Source organism: Paraburkholderia sp. UCT2 (assembly GCF_014397665.1).
In the GTDB taxonomy this organism is placed as follows: domain Bacteria; phylum Pseudomonadota; class Gammaproteobacteria; order Burkholderiales; family Burkholderiaceae; genus Paraburkholderia; species Paraburkholderia tuberum.
In genome coordinates, this window is the sequence record NZ_VZQO01000003.1 from 150,621 (window position 1) to 170,748 (window position 20,128).

16 protein-coding genes are annotated in these 20,128 nt (G+C 62.7%); 6 read left to right on the forward strand and 10 right to left on the reverse strand.

Features of this window, described 5'->3' with window-relative positions:
• Positions 1–17 precede the first annotated feature (17 nt).
• Positions 18–1,343: a M20 family metallopeptidase gene (locus F6X39_RS03910; protein WP_187615630.1), complete on the forward strand. Its 1,326-nt coding sequence runs from the start codon at positions 18–20 to the stop codon at positions 1,341–1,343.
• 19 nt (positions 1,344–1,362) lie between these two features.
• Positions 1,363–2,760, forward strand: a complete 1,398-nt coding sequence (locus tag F6X39_RS03915; RefSeq protein WP_187615631.1) for an amidase — start codon at positions 1,363–1,365, stop codon at positions 2,758–2,760.
• A gap of 22 nt (positions 2,761–2,782) precedes the next feature.
• Here the strand turns inward: F6X39_RS03915 and F6X39_RS03920 are convergent, their stop codons facing one another.
• The 4 genes from F6X39_RS03920 to F6X39_RS03935 all read right to left on the reverse strand — a co-directional run bounded on the left by F6X39_RS03920 (position 2,783) and on the right by F6X39_RS03935 (position 6,936).
• Positions 2,783–3,355, reverse strand: a complete 573-nt coding sequence (locus F6X39_RS03920) for a winged helix DNA-binding protein (protein ID WP_184012166.1) — start codon at positions 3,353–3,355, stop codon at positions 2,783–2,785.
• Positions 3,356–4,074: 719 nt separating this feature from the next.
• A complete protein-coding gene (locus F6X39_RS03925) occupies positions 4,075–5,370 on the reverse strand; it encodes an RNA polymerase sigma factor (protein WP_187615632.1) in 1,296 nt (431 codons plus the stop codon).
• On the reverse strand, positions 5,367–5,735 hold the full coding sequence (locus F6X39_RS03930) for a YciI family protein (RefSeq protein WP_184023933.1): 369 nt from the start codon (positions 5,733–5,735) through the stop codon (positions 5,367–5,369). The genes F6X39_RS03925 and F6X39_RS03930 overlap by 4 nt, the downstream gene beginning before the upstream one ends.
• 283 nt (positions 5,736–6,018) lie before the next feature.
• Positions 6,019–6,936, reverse strand: a complete 918-nt coding sequence (locus F6X39_RS03935) for a LysR family transcriptional regulator (RefSeq protein ID WP_187615633.1) — start codon at positions 6,934–6,936, stop codon at positions 6,019–6,021.
• Positions 6,937–7,053: 117 nt separating this feature from the next.
• On the opposite strand from F6X39_RS03935, the gene F6X39_RS03940 reads away from it, so the two are divergent.
• On the forward strand, positions 7,054–7,995 hold the full coding sequence (locus F6X39_RS03940) for an alpha/beta hydrolase (RefSeq protein WP_262413277.1): 942 nt from the start codon (positions 7,054–7,056) through the stop codon (positions 7,993–7,995).
• A gap of 112 nt (positions 7,996–8,107) precedes the next feature.
• Here the strand turns inward: F6X39_RS03940 and acnB are convergent, their stop codons facing one another.
• The gene (gene acnB, locus F6X39_RS03945; protein WP_187615635.1) at positions 8,108–10,693 is read right to left on the reverse strand and encodes a bifunctional aconitate hydratase 2/2-methylisocitrate dehydratase; all 2,586 of its coding nucleotides are present in this window, start codon (positions 10,691–10,693) and stop codon (positions 8,108–8,110) included.
• Between the two features lie 289 nt (positions 10,694–10,982).
• Between acnB and F6X39_RS03950 the strand changes: the two genes are divergently transcribed.
• Positions 10,983–11,585, forward strand: a complete 603-nt coding sequence (locus tag F6X39_RS03950; protein ID WP_090810898.1) for a DUF1326 domain-containing protein — start codon at positions 10,983–10,985, stop codon at positions 11,583–11,585.
• A 2-nt stretch (positions 11,586–11,587) separates the two neighbouring features.
• On the forward strand, positions 11,588–12,379 hold the full coding sequence (locus F6X39_RS03955; protein WP_187615716.1) for a DUF2182 domain-containing protein: 792 nt from the start codon (positions 11,588–11,590) through the stop codon (positions 12,377–12,379).
• A gap of 34 nt (positions 12,380–12,413) precedes the next feature.
• Here the strand turns inward: F6X39_RS03955 and F6X39_RS03960 are convergent, their stop codons facing one another.
• Positions 12,414–13,238 carry an alpha/beta fold hydrolase gene (locus F6X39_RS03960; protein WP_221307791.1) on the reverse strand — a complete coding sequence of 275 codons (825 nt, stop codon included), beginning with the start codon at positions 13,236–13,238 and terminating at the stop codon, positions 12,414–12,416.
• Between the two features lie 260 nt (positions 13,239–13,498).
• Positions 13,499–14,056, reverse strand: coding sequence for a TetR/AcrR family transcriptional regulator (locus tag F6X39_RS03965; protein ID WP_184069571.1), 558 nt, complete (start codon positions 14,054–14,056; stop codon positions 13,499–13,501).
• A gap of 259 nt (positions 14,057–14,315) precedes the next feature.
• Here F6X39_RS03965 and F6X39_RS03970 point away from each other — a divergent pair, with 259 nt between their 5' ends.
• Positions 14,316–15,845, forward strand: a complete 1,530-nt coding sequence (locus F6X39_RS03970; RefSeq protein ID WP_187615637.1) for a CYTH and CHAD domain-containing protein — start codon at positions 14,316–14,318, stop codon at positions 15,843–15,845.
• Between the two features lie 91 nt (positions 15,846–15,936).
• Here F6X39_RS03970 and F6X39_RS03975 read toward each other — a convergent pair whose 3' ends face one another.
• From F6X39_RS03975 to F6X39_RS03985, 3 genes are all read right to left on the reverse strand, one after another.
• Positions 15,937–16,338 (reverse strand): hypothetical protein, encoded by a 402-nt coding sequence (locus tag F6X39_RS03975; RefSeq protein ID WP_187615638.1) that lies wholly within the window; start codon positions 16,336–16,338, stop codon positions 15,937–15,939.
• A gap of 421 nt (positions 16,339–16,759) precedes the next feature.
• Complete coding sequence (pstS, locus tag F6X39_RS03980) at positions 16,760–17,794, reverse strand: phosphate ABC transporter substrate-binding protein PstS (RefSeq protein ID WP_187615639.1); 1,035 nt, start codon at positions 17,792–17,794, stop codon at positions 16,760–16,762.
• Between the two features lie 248 nt (positions 17,795–18,042).
• A complete protein-coding gene (locus F6X39_RS03985) occupies positions 18,043–19,845 on the reverse strand; it encodes a thiamine pyrophosphate-binding protein (protein ID WP_316251647.1) in 1,803 nt (600 codons plus the stop codon).
• Positions 19,846–20,128 lie beyond the last annotated feature (283 nt).

Here is a 20,128-nt window from a genome sequence, read left to right on the forward strand (position 1 = left end):
ATCTGGAGGTATCCATCGTGGTCAGCACCACGCCACTGCCCTTTTCTTCCGAGCAACAGGCCTGGTACGAACGGGCCTGCGCAACGCTCGACGCGCGGCGGCTGCAACAGCTGCTGTTCAAACTCACGGACATTCACAGCCCGACCGGCGCCGCGCGCGACGCGAGCCAGTTCATGGTCGGGCATCTGGCGAGCGTCGGCCTGAGCGCAAGCTATCGCCCCATGAACGAGCGCACCGGCAACGTCGTCGCCGAGAAACGCGGCAGCGGCGGCGGTGCCGCGCTGATGCTCTACGCGCCCATCGACACCCATCTCGAGGGCGACGAAAGCGACGACCCGTGGATCGGTCCGCCCGATTTCGCGGACCTCAAGCCGCGCGCACGTATGGAAGGTGACTGGATCTACGGCCTTGGCGCGTCGAACCCCAAAGGGATGATCGCCACGCTGACCGAAGTCGCGACCGCTCTGATCGAGGCCGACGTGCCGCTGGTCGGCGACCTGATCGTCGCGATGGCGGATGGCGGCATGCCCGTCGATCTCGCCGCGCGCGACCACGCGGGCATGTCCGCAGGCGTCACGCACCTGTTGAGCCGAGGCGTAGCGCCCGACTTCGCGATCGTGATGAAGCCCTGGAACTGGGTCTATCACGAAGAACCCGGCATGGGTTGGTTCAAGCTGAAGGTCAAGGGCACACTCGGTTACGCGGGCGTGCCGCGCGACACGCCGGGCTTTCGCAGCTCGGTCGTGCCGGCCGCGCACGTGATACTCGAACTCGAGCAATGGCTGATCGAGTACGCCGAGCGCAATACGTCCGGCGCGGTCAAGCCGCACGGCTGGATCTCGGGCGTGCGGGCGGGCTGGCCTGAACGGCCGGCGTTTCCTTCGGCCGTCACCGAGATTTTCTTCGACGTGCGCATCAATCCCCGTACCTCACCGGGCGAAGTGAAGGCGCAGTTCGCCGCATTCGTCGCGGCACTACGGGAGCGTCATCCCGATTTCGATCTCGACTGGGAAATGTATGGCTCCGTGCCCGGCGGCACGACGTCCCCGTCGAACTGGATCGTGCAGTCCGCGCGGCGCGGCTGGGAGCATATCGAGCAGCGTGCGCATCCGACGCCCGACCTGCTCGGCGGCCAGACCGACGGTGCCGCGCTGCGCCGCTTCGGCATTCCGACCGCGCGCATCGGCTGGCCATGGCCCGCCGAAGGCTCGCCGGTGCCGGTGGCCGAGGGGCTGGGCGGCATGGGTGCGACCTATATTCCCGACCTGATGCCTTGCGCGCACAAGATCATGTACGCCGTGATCGATACGCTCACGCGGCAGCGCGCAGAGCTCGGACTTTGAGTACGGAGGCAGATTGATCATGTCCCATTCCGGACTGCACTACATGGAGGTGCGCGAGTTGGCGCGCCTGATCGCCACGCGCGAGATCTCCCCCGTGGAAGTCACGACCGCGATGCTAGAACGCATCGAGCGGCTCGACCCCACGCTGCACAGCTACGCGCTCGTAATGCGTGACGAGGCGCTCGCATCCGCGCGCGAAGCCGAACGAAAAGTGCTGAATGGTGAGACGCTCGGGCCGCTGCACGGCATACCGCTGGCGGTGAAGGACCTGTACTGGTGCGCGGGTTCGCCGACTGCCGCCGGCACGACCATTCATCGCAACTTCGTGCCGACCGAAGACGCGACCGCCGTCAAGCGGCTGCGCGATGCCGGCGCGATCGTGCTCGGCAAACTTCAGCTCACGGAGGGCGCATTCGCAACCCATCACCCCGAGATCGCCGAGCCGGTCAATCCGTGGCATCCGGGGCACTGGGCAGGCGCGTCGTCGAGTGGCTCCGGCGTCGCGACGGCGGCGGGGCTATGCTACGCGTCGCTCGGTACCGATACGGGCGGCTCGATCCGTTTTCCCTCTGCAGCCAACGGTCTCACCGGCATCAAGCCGACGTGGGGACGCGTGAGCCGTCACGGTGTGTTCGCACTCGGCGCCAGTCTTGATCATCCGGGCCCCATGGCGCGCAGTGCAGCCGATGCCTCGCTGCTGCTTGGTGCGATTGCCGGGCACGATCCACTCGACCCAACCTCGTTGCCCGAGGCCAGACTCGTGTTGCCGGACGACGCGCACGATCTGGGCGGACTGCGAATCGGCATCGATGCCGAGTGGAACAGCAATGGCACCGACGACGTCATCGTGCACGCGCTCGCGCGGGTCGTGGAAGTGGTGAAGTCGCTCGGCGCTCAGGTGGAAGAAGTGCGCGTTCCCGATGTGCGCACGGTAGTCGACGAGTGGCAGGTCAACTGCGGTGTGGAAGTGGCGGTGGCCCATGCCGACACCTATCCGCGGCTCGCGGCGCACTATGGGCCAGCGCTTACGCGCCTGATCGAGATTGGTCGCGAAACCAGTGGGATGGCGTATCAGCAGGTCCTGTTGAACCGTGCCGCGCTACGCGGAAAGATCAACCGGCTCATGAGCGGGATCGATCTGCTGATCGTGCCGATGCAGCCGTTCGCCGCGCCCACGCATGAACAGCTTGGCGCGCTCGCGCAGGACCCGGAACTCAATGCGCGCCTGATCCAGTTCACGGCACCGTTCAACTCCAGCGGCCATCCCGCGATCGCTCTGCCATGCGGGCTCACGCAGGGCGGCCTGCCAATCGGATTCCAGTTCGTTGCGGCTCATGGCGCCGAAGCCCTGCTGTGCCGCGCCGGCATGGCGTACCAGAAGGCTAGCGACTGGCACAGGTTGCATCCGGCGCTGTGACTTGCGCGGCCGCGGTTGCCGGTTAAGCGGACTTGCGCGAAGCCTTCGGCTTCGGCGGCGGCTCGTCGGTTTGAGGCGTGATGGTCGCCGAATCGCGAGCCGCTTCCTCATAAATGCCGGTCAGGAGAGACATGAAGCGCGCACCGCGCTCGAACTTCTCGTCGACGTCGCTGATCTCCTCGAAACGCTTGACCAGAATCTCCTGCCGGACCTTGTTGTATTCGTCGGTCAGCTTGACGCCAAGCTCGCTCGCCGTATACGAGTAGGTCTTGCTGTTCTTGTCCTTGAGCTTTTCGATCAGGCCGGCCGATTCCAGCTTGCGCAAGCTGTATTGAATGTTCGGGATGTCATCCCGATTCATCAGCCGCGCGATGGTCGCGCTGTTCTTCGGACGATCCTGCATGCGGATCACGTGCAGGATCACATGCTCCTGATACTTGATATCAACGTCGGCCGCGATCGTGATCATGCCCGTGGTCAGCACAAAACGCGAAAACGACTCGTAAAAGCGGATCAACGCCCACTCGAACTCCGTAGCCTTGTACTCCGTGTCCGATTTGGCCAGGTGCCAGCCGCGGTAAAACTTGGGTTCCATACTTCGCTCAACCTTCCATGGTTTCAACAGCCAGTGCCGCCCGGCAAGGCTGGGAACGCTCCAATACGCGTCAATGTGCTGCGTGCGGCTCCGACAGCGGGCCACGGCCTAACTGCCCGCCACCAAACGCGAAAGATTGGCTGTCGATCTTTTATCAACTACCAATTGGTTTTGAAGCGATAGTATACCAACCCTCGGTTCGGCATGCCGGGGCGTCTGTCGTTACGCGCCTACGGTCGGATAGACCTGCTCAGCTAGCGCCTACAGCACCGATCCAGCGCCTGGTCGCCTTTTTTGAGCGAGCCAGCGGCACGCTGCTGGGCACGAACGATGGTGCTGTCGATGAATACTCCGTCGAAATCGGCATCATCAGCCAGGGCGGCAAATACCCCGCTGCCATGAGCCGGATTTTGACCAGCGAGTCGTTGGAACCTGCCTTCATTTCGCGGGCCTGTCTGTGACGCAAAGTTAGTGCTCGGCGTCTGCGCGATCTCGCGAGCGAAGGCATGACGATGCTGCTCGCGACACATGAAATGGGCTTCGCGCGTGAGGTTTCATCAAAGGTTTGCTTTCTGTGCGACGGCGCAGTTTATGAAGAAGGACCGCCGGAACAGATCTTTGGCAATCCGACGCGCGACAGAACGCGCGCGTTCTCAAGAGCATTCGGGAAGCCAGGCGTATCTGATCGATATCGCCAAGCCGCTCCATTCAGGCGTCTCTTATGGGGGCTCCGCACCGCGCGTGAAGGTCCCGCTCGTCGATGCAAGCTCCATTCGCTTGCGCTGCAGGAACCGGCGCACGGCCGGATCACGCTCAAGGCCGATTGCCAGATCGTACGCGTCGAGTGCTTGCGCAGTCGCGCCGGCACGCGCGAGCAGATTGGCGCGTGCGGCCCAGTAGGGCTGGTAGTCGGCCAGCCGCGGGTCGTCCGCATACGGCGCAAGCGCGTCGAGCGCCGCCTGCGGGCCGTCGCGTTCGGCCACGGCAAGCGCACGGTTCACGGCGACCACCGGCGACGCCGCAATGGCGAACAGCCCATCGTAGAGCTGCACGATTTCGTCCCAGTTCGGGCGACGCGTCCGGCAGCGATCCACATGCGCCGACTGCAGCGCGGCCTCGAGCTGAAAGCGCCCGATTGCGTTGAGCGCGTTCGCGCGCCGCAGCAGTGCGTTCGCCGCGTTGATCATCGGCGCGTTCCACGTTGCAGGGTCCTGGGCCGACAGCGGCACGTAGTCGCCAGCCGCATCGCGTCGCGCATCACGTCGCGCCTGTGCAAACAGCATTAGCGCGAGCAGGCCCAACGTCTCCGGTTCGTCGGGAAGCAATTCGACGAGCAGTTGCGCGAGATACAGCGCCTCGTCCGCGAGGTCGCGCCGCTCGGTATCGCCGCCGACCGGGTCCGTCCAACCTTCCGCATACGCCGCATAGACCGCTTCGAGCACCGCGTCGAGCCGGCCCGGCAGCTCCTCGCGCTCGGGCACGCTGAACGGAATGCCCGCTTCGCGGATCTTGGTCTTCGCCCGCACGAGGCGTTTGCTCATCGCGGCGGGCGACATCAGGAACGCCGACGCAATCGTCTTCGCTTCCAGCCCCAACACCACTTGCAGCATCAGCGGCGTCCGAATCGCGGCCTCTAGCGCAGGGTGCGTGCACGCGAACAGCAGGGCAAGCCGCCGGTCGGGCAACGCGCCTGCCTCACTCTCGTCGATCTCGTCGGCGAGGATCATCAACTGGTTCGCCACGTCGTCGCCGACCTGGCGATGACGCGCGCCGTCGATCGCCCGGCGGCGCGCAACCGTCATCAGCCACGCTTCCGGACTCGCGGGACAGCCGTGCTCCGGCCAGTCCGCGAGCGCGGCCGCGAATGCGTCGGCGAGCGCGTCCTCGGCTGCGGCGACGTCGCGCGTGCGCATCGCCAGCAGCGCGACGAGCTTGCCGTAGCTGCGGCGAGCGACCGCCTCGGCAATCGACCGCGCGGCGACGTCATCGCCAAGGGCGCCGCCGGACGCACTCATGCAGTGGGTGCCTCGTAAGGGGCGGTCCAGACCGGGCGCACCTCCATGACGCCGTGCGCCGCGCCGGGACAACGCGACGCCCACGACATCGCCGCGTCGAGGTTCGGCACGTCGATCAGGTAGTAGCCGGCGAGTTGCTCCTTCGAATCGGAATACGGTCCATCGAGCACCTGCGGCTTGCCGTCGACGAGCCGCACCGTGGTGGCCGTGTTCGTGTGCTGCAGCCGGTTGGCCCCCACCAGAGCCCCCGCTTTCTTCAACGATTCGGTGTACGCGTGATAGGCGGCAACGCCTTGCTGCCGCTCGCTTTCGGTCATCTTGTTCCAGCCGTTTTCTTCCGAGTAGATCATCAACAGGTATTCCATTTGAGCCTCCGTCCTGGGGTTGAGGCGGATGAATTGCATCGGCCGCCATCACAATGACGCGCGGGCCGTATGCTGACGGACAGGGGGCGTCAAAAAAATCGCGGACGACCACCTGGGACCCACGCCGCATTGGAAAAAGACGCTTGGATCGCAGCCCGTTCGACCGTGTTTCGCCAAGCATTGTCGGACGGGTCAAGTGCCTTGTCGACCGGCGATTGGCTGCGGCGCGGTAAGGCCGGACCGGGATCCCTGTCGGCATGATTCGGTGTCGGCGGAACACTCGCTAGGTCCTGACCGGGACAAAGGCCGGACCGGGTTCAGACGTCAGAATTTCTGAAACGAAATCGATAAATACGCGGGTCTTGGTCGGCAATCGTCGGCCGGCAGGATGAACGGCGTGGATGGCCATCGGCGCCGGCGCGAAATCCGGCAACAGACTGACGACCGCACCGCTCGCGATCTCCGGCGCAAAGAGCCACGCCGGCGCTTGAACCAGTCCCATATGGGCGAGCACGGCAGCGCGAATCTGTTCCGCGTCGCCGGTGTGAAAATTGCCGGACGGGACGTGCAAGCCGGGACCGTCGACGTTTTCGAAGCGCCACGCCCGCGGCTCGCGAAGCGGCGCGAAAACGACGCAGGCATGTCGGGCGAGATCCTGTGGCCGTTCGGGGCGCCCGTGTTTTTCGAGGTAATCCGGCGTTGCGACGACAACGACTGGGCTCGATGCCAGTTGCCTTGCAATCAGCGAAGAGTCGGCAAGCCGCCCGCTTTTGATCGAAAGGTCGAAGCCCTCCTCGACCAGATTGACGGTTCGCTCCGTTGCCGACAGGTCCACGGACACGTTCGGATACCTGGCGAAAAATGCCGGCAGGCGCGGCACCACATACAGCCGGCCAAAAACCGGCGCCACGGTGACCCTAACCATCCCGGCCGGCGAAACCTGACCGCGCCCTACGGACGATTCGAGCTCCGTGAAATCTCCAATGATGCGCAAACCCGCTTCATAGACCGATTGTCCCGTCTCGGTCAGCGTCATGCTGCGCGACGTGCGCCTGACCAGTTGCGCGCCAAGATGGCGTTCGAGCGACGCGATCTGCTTGCTGACCGCGGGCTGGCCCACGCCGATTTCGCGCGCCGCCGCAGCGAAACTCCCGCTCTCGACGATGCGGACGAAAAGTTTGAGCGCATCCAGGCGGTCCACTCCTTGCCTCCAAAACTTCCGGAATGGAATTGATTGTATTCCGTTCGGCCTTCTTCTGGACGCTGGGCGGAATCGATATCGTCTGCCCGTCGACCACCACTAACAAAGGAGCAAATGATGAGCGTCGTACAGCAGACCAACCTGATCGAGATGCGGCACCCCTTGAGTGACGACGACCGCGAGGCGGCGATATCGGTGCTCGACCGTACTCAGCGACTCTTTGCGGAATTCGGCGGAGCCTCGCGTGAGGCCTACGACGCGATGACGGCGCAAACGCCTATAGCGGATGGCGTCGATCTTGAAAGAGTCGAGAGCGCGGACGTAAAGGGTTGTTGGATTCGACCCGAATCCGCCGTGGCCGGCCGCGCGATCCTCTTTCTGCACGGAGGCGCGTTCGTACTCGGGTCTGCCACCGGTTATCGCGGCCTGGCGAGTCAGATTGCCGTGCGTGCCGGCATCGACACCTTCGTTCTCGACTATCCGCTTGCGCCCGAGCATGCGTTTCCCGCGGCATACGATGCCGTGATCGAAGCGTTGCGGTGGATGGCGCAGTCAGGCATTCGCGACATCGCGCTGGTTGGCGACTCGGCAGGCGGCGGGCTCGCGCTTGCGGCGCTGGGCGCTGATGGAGGCCGGTCGATGAACGTTACTTGTGTGGCCACTTTTTCGCCGTGGCTCGATCTTGCGTTGACGGGCCCGTCGTCGCGCAGTGAGGAGACCCGCGACCCGGTCTTGACGCGGCCCATGCTCGCCGATGCCGCCGCCGCGTACCTTGGGTCAGCCGATCCCGCGGACCGACGTGCGTCGCCGCTGTACCACGTTCCCGCACATCTGCCGCCGATCGCCATTCAGGTCGGCACGGACGAACTGCTGCTCGACGACGCCCGGGGCTACGCGGCTGCCGCTGCGCAGCGGGGAAATACGGTGCAGTTGGAAATCTACGAGGGACTCCATCACGTCTTCCAGCGCTCGACCGACGAGCTTGCAAGCGCCCGATACGCGTTGGACCAGGTCGCGGGGTTTGTCTTGCGATGCGGATCGGCTATCGCCAGTCCCTGAGCTCGGACCTCGACTCGAACGCCGCAAAAAAAATGGCGCCGCAGGCATTCAGCCCACGGCGCCATTTCGTGGCGCTACGACGCGAACCACACGCCGTAGTCCGACAGCACACTTACATCGTCACAGCGTCGGCGACTTCCTTGAAGTCCTCGATCTGGTCGAAGTTCATGTATTGATAGATCTTGTCGCCGTTGGCGTTGAGCACGCTCATGTCGGCCATGTACTCTTCCTTGGTCGGGATCTTGCCGAGGCGCGAACAGATCGCCGCCAGTTCCGCCGAGCCGAGGTACACGTTCGTGTTCTTGCCGAGGCGGTTCGGGAAGTTACGGGTCGACGTCGACATGACCGTCGCGCCTTCGCGCACCTGTGCCTGGTTGCCCATGCACAGCGAGCAGCCCGGCATTTCGGTACGCGCACCAGCCGTGCCGAAGACGCCGTAATGGCCTTCCTCGGTCAGTTGCTTCTGGTCCATCTTGGTCGGCGGGGCCACCCACAGCTTGACCGGGATGTCGCGCTTACCTTCCAGCAGCTTCGACGCGGCGCGGAAGTGACCGATGTTGGTCATGCACGAGCCGATGAACACTTCGTCGATCTTCGCGCCGGCTACGTCGGACAGCGTCTTCACGTCGTCCGGATCGTTCGGGCAGGCCACGATCGGCTCGTGGATGTCGGCGAGATCGATCTCGATGACGGCTGCGTATTCGGCGTCGGCATCCGGCGAGAGCAGTTGCGGGTCGGCCAGCCACTGCTCCATCGCCTTGATGCGGCGCTGCAGGCTGCGCGGATCCTGGTAGCCCTGGGCGATCATCCACTTCAGCAGCGTGACGTTGCTGTTCAGGTATTCGATGATCGGCTCCTTGTTCAGGTGCACCGTGCAACCGGCGGCCGAGCGCTCGGCGGAAGCATCCGACAGTTCGAACGCTTGCTCGACCTTCAGATCGGGCAGGCCTTCGATTTCGAGAATGCGGCCGGAGAAGATGTTCTTCTTGCCTTGCTTGGCAACCGTCAGCGTGCCTTGCTTGATCGCGTACAGCGGAATCGCGTTGACGAGGTCACGCAGGGTCACGCCCGGCTGCATCTTGCCCTTGAAGCGGACCAGCACCGATTCCGGCATGTCCAGCGGCATCGTGCCGGTGGCGGCCGCGAAGGCGACCAGACCCGAACCGGCCGGGAAGCTGATGCCGATCGGGAAGCGCGTGTGCGAGTCGCCGCCGGTGCCCACGGTGTCGGGCAACAGCATGCGGTTCAGCCACGAGTGGATCACGCCGTCGCCCGGGCGCAGCGCGATGCCGCCACGGTTGCTGATGAAGTTCGGCAGCGTCTGGTGGGTCTTGACGTCCACCGGCTTCGGATAAGCGGCGGTGTGGCAGAACGACTGCATGACGAGATCGGCCGAGAAGCCGAGGCACGCCAGGTCCTTCAGTTCGTCGCGGGTCATCGGGCCCGTGGTGTCCTGCGAGCCGACCGAGGTCATCTTCGGTTCGCAGTACGTGCCCGGACGGACGCCCTGGCCTTCCGGCAGACCGCAAGCGCGGCCGACCATCTTCTGCGCCAGCGAGAAGCCCTTGCCGCTGTTGGCGGGCTGCTGCGGCAGGCGGAACAGCGTCGACGGGGCGAGGCCCAGCGCTTCGCGTGCCTTGGCGGTCAGGCCACGACCGATGATCAGCGGAATGCGGCCGCCGGCGCGCACTTCATCGAACAGCACGTCGGACTTGACCTGGAACTCGGCGATCACTGCGCCGTTCTTCAGGGCTTTGCCTTCGTACGGGCGCAGTTCGACCACGTCGCCCATTTCCATCTGCGACACGTCGAGTTCGATCGGCAGAGCGCCGGCGTCTTCCATCGTGTTGTAGAAGATCGGGGCGATCTTGCCGCCAAGGCACACGCCGCCGAAGCGCTTGTTCGGGATGAACGGGATGTCTTCGCCCGTGAACCACAGCACCGAGTTGGTGGCCGACTTGCGCGAGGAGCCGGTGCCGACCACGTCGCCCACGTACGCGACCAGGTGGCCCTTTTCTTTCAGCGACTCGATGAACTTGACCGGGCCGCGCTTGCCGTCCTCTTCCGGGGTGATACCGGGACGCGCGTTCTTCAGCATTGCCAGTGCGTGCAGCGGGATGTCCGGACGGGTGGTCGCATCCGGGGCCGGCGACAGGTCGTCGGTATTGGTTTCGCCCGTCACCTTGAAGACGGTGATGGTCAGGCTTTGCGGCACTTCCGGACGGCTCGTGAACCATTCGGCGTCGGCCCAGCTCTGCATCACGGCCTTCGCATTGGCGTTGCCCTTGTCGGCCAGTTCCTTGACGTCGTGGAACTGGTCGAACATCAGCAGGGTTTTCTTCAGCGCAGCGGCGGCCACGGTGCCCACTTCGGCGTCGGACAGCAGTTCGATCAGCGGCTGGATGTTGTAGCCGCCCAGCATCGTGCCGAGCAGTTCGGTGGCACGGGCGCGCGAGATCAGCGCGCAGGCGGTCTGACCGTTGGCCACGGCGGCGAGGAAGCCTGCCTTCACGCGGGCGGCTTCGTCCACACCGGCGGGCACGCGGTTGGTGATCAGGTCGAGCAGCGTCTGCTCTTCGCCAGCGGGCGGGTTCGTCAGGAGTTCGACCAGCTCGGCGGTCTGCTGAGCCGTCAGCGGCAGGGGAGGAATGCCGAGCGCGGCGCGCGCGGCCACGTGAGCACGAAAATTTTCAAGCATGGGGGACCTGCTGGTATTTGCGTTTCAGGGAAAGGCTTTTAAGGCGCTCCAAGCTGTGCCGGGCACTGCTTCGATCGCGATTTTAATTGCAATACCCATGCAAGGTCAAATGTCTTATGTCTTATATAAGACTTGCGCCCCTCCTGCACCGCAAAAGCACCGACTGTGTAAGCCGCTTCAATCATTCGCAGTGCCCCGAACACTTTGATTCCTGCCCGCTTAACGGCTACAACAGAGGATGTCCGGCGATGTTCTTCCCGGCCGGATCCAACCGGCAGCGGAGGCGTGAATGAGCTATCAACTGATGGGCAGCATCCTCGAAGTGTGTGAATGCAAGGTGCTGTGTCCGTGCTGGATCGGAGAAGATCCCGATAACGGCATTTGCCGCAGCGCGCTTGCGTACCACTACGAGCAAGGCATGATCGACGGCGTCGATGTATCGGGCCTGACGATCGCGTTCGCGGCGTTCATTCCCGGCAACGTGCTCAAAGGCGGCTGGCGCGTCGCGATGTTCGTCGACGAGCGCGCGAGCGACGCGCAATTCGACGCCCTGGTTAGCGTGCACCGTGGCGAGCGCGGTGGCCCCATCGCGGATCTCGTGCAGTTGATCGGCGAAGTCGTGTCCGTGGAACGCGCGCCGATCGAATACGCGGTCGTCGACGGCAAGGGCAGGATGAAAGTCGGCGAAGCCATCGAGGCCGAGTTGGAGCCCTATCGCGGCCCGACCGGCGAGCCGACCAAACTGGTCGAAAGCATCTTTTCGACGATACCCGGCTCCCCTGCTTTCGTCGGCAAGGCGAACGCATTCCGCCTGCGGCACGAAAAGCTCGATCTCGACCTCGCCTTGACCGGACATAACGCCATTCAGGGATCGTTCAGCTTCGCGTCGTGAAGATGCTCGCACGCTCGCGGCTGTTCGCGCCGCTGTTCGTCGCATTGACGGGCAGCGCGTGGATCGCGTTATGGATATGGGACGCGGGGCCCTATGCGCGTTTTCTGCATCATGCGAGTTGGGCCGAACTGCCGCTCGTCGGCGCGATATGCCGTGAGGTGCCCGGCGCGAGCCTCACGATTGCGGCATTGCTGCACAGCGTCGCATGGCTGCTGATGATCGCGGCGATGATGCTGCCGACCGCCTTCCCGCTCTTCGACACGTTCCGGCGGATGACCGTCGCGCGCGCAAACCGGCGCACTCTGATGGCGCTTCTGATCGTCGGTTACGCGACGATGTGGGCGCTGTTCGGCGTGCTCGCGCACGGCTTCGACGCGGCGCTCCATCTGGTCGCGGACCAGTCTGCGAGCTTGCTTGCAAACGGCTGGCTGATCGGCGCCGCGATCGTCGCGCTCGCGGGCCTTTATCAGTTCAGCAGCCTCAAGCACCGATGTCTCGACAAATGCCGCTCGCCGCTGATGTTCATCACCGAGCATTGGCGCGGCAGGAGCGCGCGCCGCGAGAGCTTTGCGCTCGGCATCAGTCACGGCGCTTTCTGCATCGGCTGCTGTTGGGCCCTGATGCTGCTGATGTTCGCGGTCGGCACTGGCAGCGTCGGCTGGATGCTGGCGCTGGGTGCGATCATGTCGGCCGAGAAGAATTTCCGCTGGGGCAGCTCCATCGGCAAGCCGCTCGGCATTGCGTTGCTTGTGTGGTCCGCATGGATCGTCCTACAGCACGCCCGCATCGCCTGAGCCATGCGCGGCATCTTGCGCCCCCGTGGCCCCGTTACCCCTCTGCGCTTCCAAAGAACGCAGTGAGTTCGTCGGCGACCGCGCGCGGTTGTTCTTCTGGAATGAAGTGCCCGCAGTGGCTAATGGTGCGGCCTTGGACGTCGGTGAAAAAGGCTCTCAAAGGTGTTGCCATATCGGCGATGGAACCTTGATCGGAACCGAGCGTCAGCAGTGGCAGGTCGAGCATGCCTCGTTGCTTCAGTTCTGCATTCTGTTGGGCGGACACATGCGCGGCCCGGTAATACGCAAGGCCCGCGCGTAAACCGCCGTCTTTCTTGAGAATGCGTAGATATTCATCGATATCGGCGTCAGTGAAAGTATCGGGATTGGCCGCCTTTCGCCGCAAGAACCAGTCGAGGTATTCACGTTCCTTGCCGGCGAGCAGCACTTCCGGCAGGTCCGGTAGCCCGTGAAATGCGAAATGCCAGGTGCGCCATGCACGCTCGGGCGCGCTCGGCAACGCATCAGGCAACGTCACGCCGGGGATCCCCGCATCCAGCAGCGCGAGTCGCCGGACCTCGTCGCCGAACATTACGGCGTAAGGAAAAGCCACCCACGCTCCAATGTCGTGTGCAGCAAGAAAGTACCGGGTCATCCCCAGTTGCTGGAGCAAACCGTGAACATGGCTCGCAAGGGTTTGTGTGTCGTAGCCGTCCATCGGACGATCCGAATCACCTTGTCCGGGAAGGTCCGGCGCGACGACTCGGTAGGTCTTTGCAAGCAGTCCCATCACTTTGCGCCAGGCGAACCAGCTCTCGGGAAAGCCCGCGAGCAACACGACCACGTCGCCCTGTGGGTTTCCACCGGTGACGTAATGCAGCCTCAGTCCGTCTACGGTTGCGAACTTGTGCTCGAATCCTGCTAGCCCCGCAACGGGCCTTGCTACTGGCAACGTGCTTACGAATCCGGAACTCCCTGATGGCACCGGCGAGTGATGTGTATTCACGAACGAAACTCCTCTGGGTTGGGGGATGACACCGTTGAGCGGCTTTTCTCATTGGCGGATGATGTTAGGAAATGGACATTTCCTAATAGGGCGAGCGGCACGCGCAGGTCACGCGATGCTATGTCTTGCTGTGCTTAGTCCAGCAGACGCATGGCCTGATCCGCCGCCGCCATCATGTGTGCCCGGGATCGCCCGACTTTGCCGACGACCCTCAAACCTTGCGTCAGACTCAGCAGTGCGCGGCCGGTAGCGTCCGGATCCACGGCGGACGCGATCGAACCGTCTGTCTGGCCCACTCGGATCAAACGACACAACAGACGCTCCGTTCGCTGCAAAGACGCGACCACATGACTCGCGACCTCGTCATCGAAGGCCAGCAGGTCGACTGCACTTCCGACTACGAGACAGCCTCGCTTGCCCTCTTCGCCAATTGCAGACTCAGCATAAAACCGCAGAATGGCCCGTACCTTGTCGCGGCCGGTCTGCTCCGCGTCGAGCAGGCTCTGCAACTGGCCATTTCGTAGGTGGATGTAGCGCTCGAGCGCGGCAAGGAATACCGCTCGCTTATCGGCGAACGCCTTGTAGATACTGCCGGCCGTGAGCCCCATCGCGGACCCAAGGTCGCCAAGAGACGTCCCTTGATAACCGCGCTCGCGAAAAATCTGGATTGCGCCGTCCAGCGCGACGTCCATTTCGAATTCGCGTGGACGACCTGGAGCACGTGGCTGTCTGGCAGCATGGTTGGGTGTAGTCATACGGCGATTATAGGAAACGATCATTTCCTAATCAAGATGTTCCAACGTGTACAGGCATTCGCGCCAGGCTCGTCGACCGTCTCATCCACTTTTTCCGTGTCCAACTTTTATCTGAGGCCACTGGGGACGATCGGCCGCGACGCGGTCCAGCCAATCCGGTGTAGTCTGACAGTCCGGTGCTCATTTCGGAGGCAGCATGGAACGGGAACTGAAGCTGCGCGTTGCGAACGAAGATCTCGTCAAATTGCGTAACGCGTCGATGCTTGCGCAATCAGAAGTCACAGCGGGAACGCCTCACCTGCTGACGAGCACCTATTTCGACACGCCCGATTTTTCATTTCACTGGTGCGGGGCTTCGCTGCGCGTGCGCACCGTCGGCAACGACAAAATCCAGACGCTGAAGCGCGAAGGATCGGCCAAGGCGGGGTTGTTCGACCGGGACGAGTTCGAGATGCCCGTGAATAGCGACGCGCCCGATCTGACGCTGCTGTACGACCAGATCCCCGACGACAGCGACTGCGGAAAGCTGATTCGCGACGAGACCGTTGCGGCCCAACTGAAGCCGGTGTTCGTCACGCGGATCAACCGGTCAGCGTTTGTGCTGCGCCAGCCGTCCGGAGACGAACTCGAGCTTGCTCTCGACGAAGGAAGCGTCGAGGCGGATTCGGGATCAGTGCAGATCGCCGCGGTGGAACTGGAACTGAAACAGGGCAATCCGGATGTGCTGTACCGGGTCGCGCTGGAAATGCTCGAAACTGCGCCGCTGCGTATCGATCATCGCAGCAAGGCAGATGTCGGGTATGCACTGCTCATTGACGAGCACAGCGAGGCGGTGAAAGCGCAACCAGTGCGACTGAACAAACGCGATTCGGTCGAGGATGCGTTCTGCGTGATTGTGCGCAACTGTCTGGACCAGGTCCACGCGAATGAACGGGGCGTCGTGTCGGGCCACGATCCATCGAGCGTCCATCAGATGCGCGTGGGACTCCGTCGCTTGCGTTCGGCTCTCGACCTGTTTGCGAAGGTCATCCCCGCCTCGTCCGGATTCGACGAGGAGTTGCGCTGGATTGCCTCGGAACTCGGTGGCGCGCGCGACTGGGAAGTGCTTGCGGGATCGACGCTCGACCATGCCGGCGCCGACGGCAATGCGGACGAGATCCGGCCCGTCAGAGAGGCGTGCGAGCAGATTGCCGTCAACAACCGGCAGCGCGCGGCTGCCGCGGTCGAGTCGGTTCGCTACACGCGGCTCGCGCTCCAGTTCGCGCTTTGGGTGAACCGCAAAGGTTGGCGAGATGAGATGTCCGACGAACAGCGCAACGCGATCAGCGGCCCGGTGAAGTCATTCGCCGCCGATGTCCTGTGTCGTCGGCACAAGAAACTGATCAAACGTGGCAAGGGTTTGGCCGATCTGGACGATCACCGTCGTCACCGAGCCCGCATCGCGGCGAAAAAAGTTCGATACGCCACCGAGTTCTTTGCGTCGCTATGCCCGAAGCAGGCCGTTCGCCATTATGTCGACGCGCTCACCGCGCTTCAGGATGATCTCGGCTGGCGCAACGATGCCGTCGTCGCCGACCAGCTTCTGAAGTCGTTGTTGAAAACGTCGCCGGAAGCAGCCTCGGGCGCGGCCTTCGCACGCGGCTTCCTCGCGTCACGCGTCGCTGCCGATCATCAGACATTGAAGAAGCTGTGGAAGCGCTTCAAACTGCTTTCGTCACCGCACTGACGCGAACAATTCACCGCGATGTATCCGGGCACGAACGTGTCACGCGCAACACTCATCGTGACGTCTCACGATGTTCGAGATCGAAGTCTTATTATCCGAACAAACGCGACCACGCCGCGCGTACGCGGCGCGCGCGGTCCTCGAACAGGTACGACGCAGCAAGCGCAAACAGGCCTGACACGACCCCCGTCGCGATGTGTTCGAGAACATGAAAGCGGTAGTGGCTGAAATGAGAGTAGGCATCGCCGATAGCGGTCAGGCAACCGACGAGCAGCGCGTTGCTATAGCGATTCCCGTACCACTTCGCCGCCGGCGTGAAGGTGAGCAGCAGGGCGAGCACGCCGGTGAGCAGCCCGGTTTTGAATGCGATCGCCCAGTGCGTGAGGCTCATGATGTTGCCCCAGCTCCCCGGCATACAGGTCATGCACGCGCTGGTTGGCTGCCAGAAACGCTGGATAAACAGTTTGAAGCGGCGTTTCCATGCGCTTCCCATGATGTACTCCACGATATCCAGCGCGAGATTTCACGCAGACATGGTACATCGCGAGCGTGCCGTAGCGTGGCGTGGCGTGTGATGAGCGTTCCCTCTTTGCGCGCTCGAGCGGGTCCAGGGCCCCGACCAACACCTGATCGCGTTGATTAGCCACGGGCGCGACGCCGCTTGCCGTTCGGCTGATGGATACGATAAGCAAACGCCAATGGCTATGACGACCGATCGCGATTACGCGCTCGCGTGGCGCCCGCAATCACCTCGATGCGAGCTTTATTGAATTCATGGTCGAGCGCTTCGGCGCGGAGGCGGCATCGCACAACGGCGATTGACCAAAAGCAGACGAGCCTGAACGCTCGGCACCGTCAATTGACTTCGTCCATGATCGATTACAAGCTGTTTGAGGCGGGTGGCATCGAGGCCTTCACTGAAACACCGGTTTTCCCGAGGCGTCCTTGACCTTGGTCTTCCATTGCGCGCGGATTTCCGACACGACCGCGTCCGGCAGCGAAATGTAGTCGAGATCGCTGGCAGCCTGCCCGCCGTTCTTGAACGCCCAGTCGAAGAACTTCAGCGTTGCCGCGCCTTGCGCCGGCTTGTCCTGCGTCGCATGCAGCAGCACGAAGGTCGCGCCGACGACCGGCCACGCGTCCTTGCCGGGCTCGTTCGTCAGGATCTGGTAGAAGGACGTCTTCCAGTCCGCGCCCGAGGCGGCCGCCTTGAAGGTTTCGGTCTTCGGCGCAACCACGGTACCGGCCGAATTCTTCAGGCTGGTGTAGATCATGTTGTTTTGCTTCGCATATGCCCACTCGACGTAACCGACCGCGCCCGGCAGGCGTTGCACGAACGCGGCAACGCCGTCATTGCCCTTGCCGCCCGTACCGGTCGGCCAGTTCACCGTCGTGCCTTCGCCGATCTTCGACTTCCACTCCGGGTTCACCTTCGACAGAAAGTTCGTCCAGATGAAGCTCGTGCCCGAACCGTCGGCGCGGCGTACCACGGCGATGTCCGTATCTGGCAGCTTCATACCCGGATTCAGCGCGGCGATCGCCGGATCGTTCCATTTCTTGATCTTGTTCAGATAGATGTCGCCAAGCACGGCACCCGACAGAATGAGTTGACCCGGCTTCACGCTGGGCAGGTTCACGACCGGCACGACGCCGCCGACCACGGTCGGGAATTGGAACAGGCCAGTCTTCGCCAGTTCGTCGTCCTTCATCGGCGCATCGGAACCTGCGAAATCAACGGTCTTCGCGATGATCTGCTTGATGCCGCCCGCTGAACCGATGCCCTGGTAGTTGACCTTGCCGCCTCCCGCCTTATGGTAGGCGTCAGCCCACTTGTTATAGATCGGGGCCGCAAAAGTGCTGCCCGCGCCGGTGATGTCGACGGTTTGCGCTTGCGCGGCCGCGAGCGGTAGAGCAACGGCAAGAACTGCAATTCCGCGTTTTAACAGCATGGTTTGCCTCCACGAGATTGACTGACCGGTTCAATGGTTGCAGCAAGCTACGCGCCGCGCCCCCTCTCTTGCGCATTGCGCAGGCCCGGCGTGCCCATCGCCGCGTCGAGCTTTGCCATCGGCCCGAACGTCTAAACTTAGGCGGTTCGAATGACATTTCGTTGACAACTGCGACGCGGCGTTCAGACGGTCTGATTGCGGCGTCGTTCAGCAATGCGGTTGGCTTTGTCGCGTTGAAGGATGGAATCTCACGGACAGGCTTCGGCTTCTGCATAGTACCGGTTCGGCGCGGGAAAAACTCCGGTGATGACTTCGATCAGAAAGGGGCCGTCATATTGGCAAGCTTCACTCAATACACCATCAAGCTCGTCGATGCGCTCAACCGCGCGCGCGGCCACACCGATCGATGATGCAAAAGCCGACCAGCTATGACAGGGCAATTTGGTGAACTGCTCTGAAATCGAACCACTCCTGATAGCGTCGATATGGATTGCGCCATGTGCGGCGTTGTTCAGAACCACATAGATCACCTTGACTCGGTATCGAGCCGCGGTCTGAATCTCCATGCCGTGCATCATCATGCACCCATCGCCGGTCACCACGACACACGGGCGTTCCGGGGCCGCAAGCTTGACGCCGATTCCCGCTGCGATGGCCCAGCCCATCGGGGCGAGCGAGCTCGACGAAAAGTAGTTGCCCTTACCTGACGACAGCCAGTAATGGGCCATGAAGATGCGGTGGGCTCCGGAATCCACCACGACGTTGCTGTCCTTCGGCAGCATCCGGCACAAGTGCTTAACTACGTCTCCAGGATATAGCGCTTCGTCGCCGCTGGAAACTCGGGCTCCTAACTGCTCGAACCGGTGGTCGTACAGGGGGGTCTCGTTGATCTCGGCAATCCACCCCTTTCTTCTTTGCAGTGCTTGCGGCAGCCCGGGAGGGTTGTCCGCGGCTTTCTGAGCCAGCAACCGGAAGCTCGCGGAAATTCCGGAGAAGATTCCTTGACGCGAAATGTGCCCCATCGCCGGTGAATCGAAGCTGTCATCAAAGATGAATAGCTCCTTCCCCCCTGTCAGCCTCCTGCTCCAGTTCATGCTGTCTCGCTGGTTCAGGTCGCTACCAAACACGACTAGTACGTCAAGTTCGTCGGAGTTGATCACCCGTGCAGCGCGCGAATGACTTGAAAATCCGTAGACACCCAGTGCAAGGGCATGTTGCTCGGGAAATGCACCTTTTCCCGATAGTGTCGTTGCGACTGGAATGTGAAAGCCTTCGGCAACCTCGAGAAGAAGCTTTGCAGTTTCCGCATCATTGCCGCGACTTCCGACCAGAAACGCGACTCTCTTCGACTGAAACAGATACTGATCGCACAGGGCATCCAGAGCGGCGCGGTTCGCGGGCACTTCGCATGCGTTAAATTCGCGGTGAGCGTAGGGTTGCCGTGCCACGTCCTGACCGGGCAGGACATCCTGCTTTTGAACGTCTACGGGGATACTGATGAATGACTGCGCTCGACGCATCCAGTTCAACCCTTCGATCGCACGACGCATCTCGGCCTGAGTATTTTCCTTGTTCTTTAGCTCGACGATATCCGTCACCAGACTTCTGACCACGCCGCTTTCAAAAATGCCTCCGGGCGTGGCATCCTGGAACGCCCCTTTGCCTTCCGCATGCGACGAGATCCCGCCGGCAATATAGAGCATCGGAATCCGGTCTGCGTGAGCGGCTGCCATGCCGGGAACGAAATTCATCGTGCCTGGGCCGGAAATCCCTGCGCAAACGCCGAATTTCCGGCTGGCGCGGGCATAGCCATCGGCCATGAAAGCACTGCCAGTCTCATGAGCGCCTACGATTCCGCGAATCAAAGGGGAGTTGTCGATTGCGTCCAGCAGCGGATAGATCAGTTTTCCCGGGACCAGGAACACGTGGTCTATTCCGGCGGACTCCAACGAGTTCACAACCATTGTCGAGACATTGAGCGGAGCGTTTGATCCCATAGTTTTGATTACGATCTCACGAGTTACCGTTAATCGAATCTCACCGCTGCGCATCTGCCCGTCACGCGCTGCATGTCGGAGCGGCGCGAGACGAGATCGGCGATGGCCAGTGCGCGGAGACGGCGAGACATTCAAGGCGCTGCACGTCGAGTGCAGTCGCGCATCACGCTATTTCCTCGAACCCGCTTGACCGGCGGGCCCGGGTGTCTCCGTCCACAATCACACGCCCTGGCTGCACTGTTGATCATCCACGCTGCCTGCGTGCCTGAGGCAGTCGCCGCGCCGCATTGATAGCCATCCGGCGCACGTGTATCGCGGATCTTCGCCCGCTCGACTC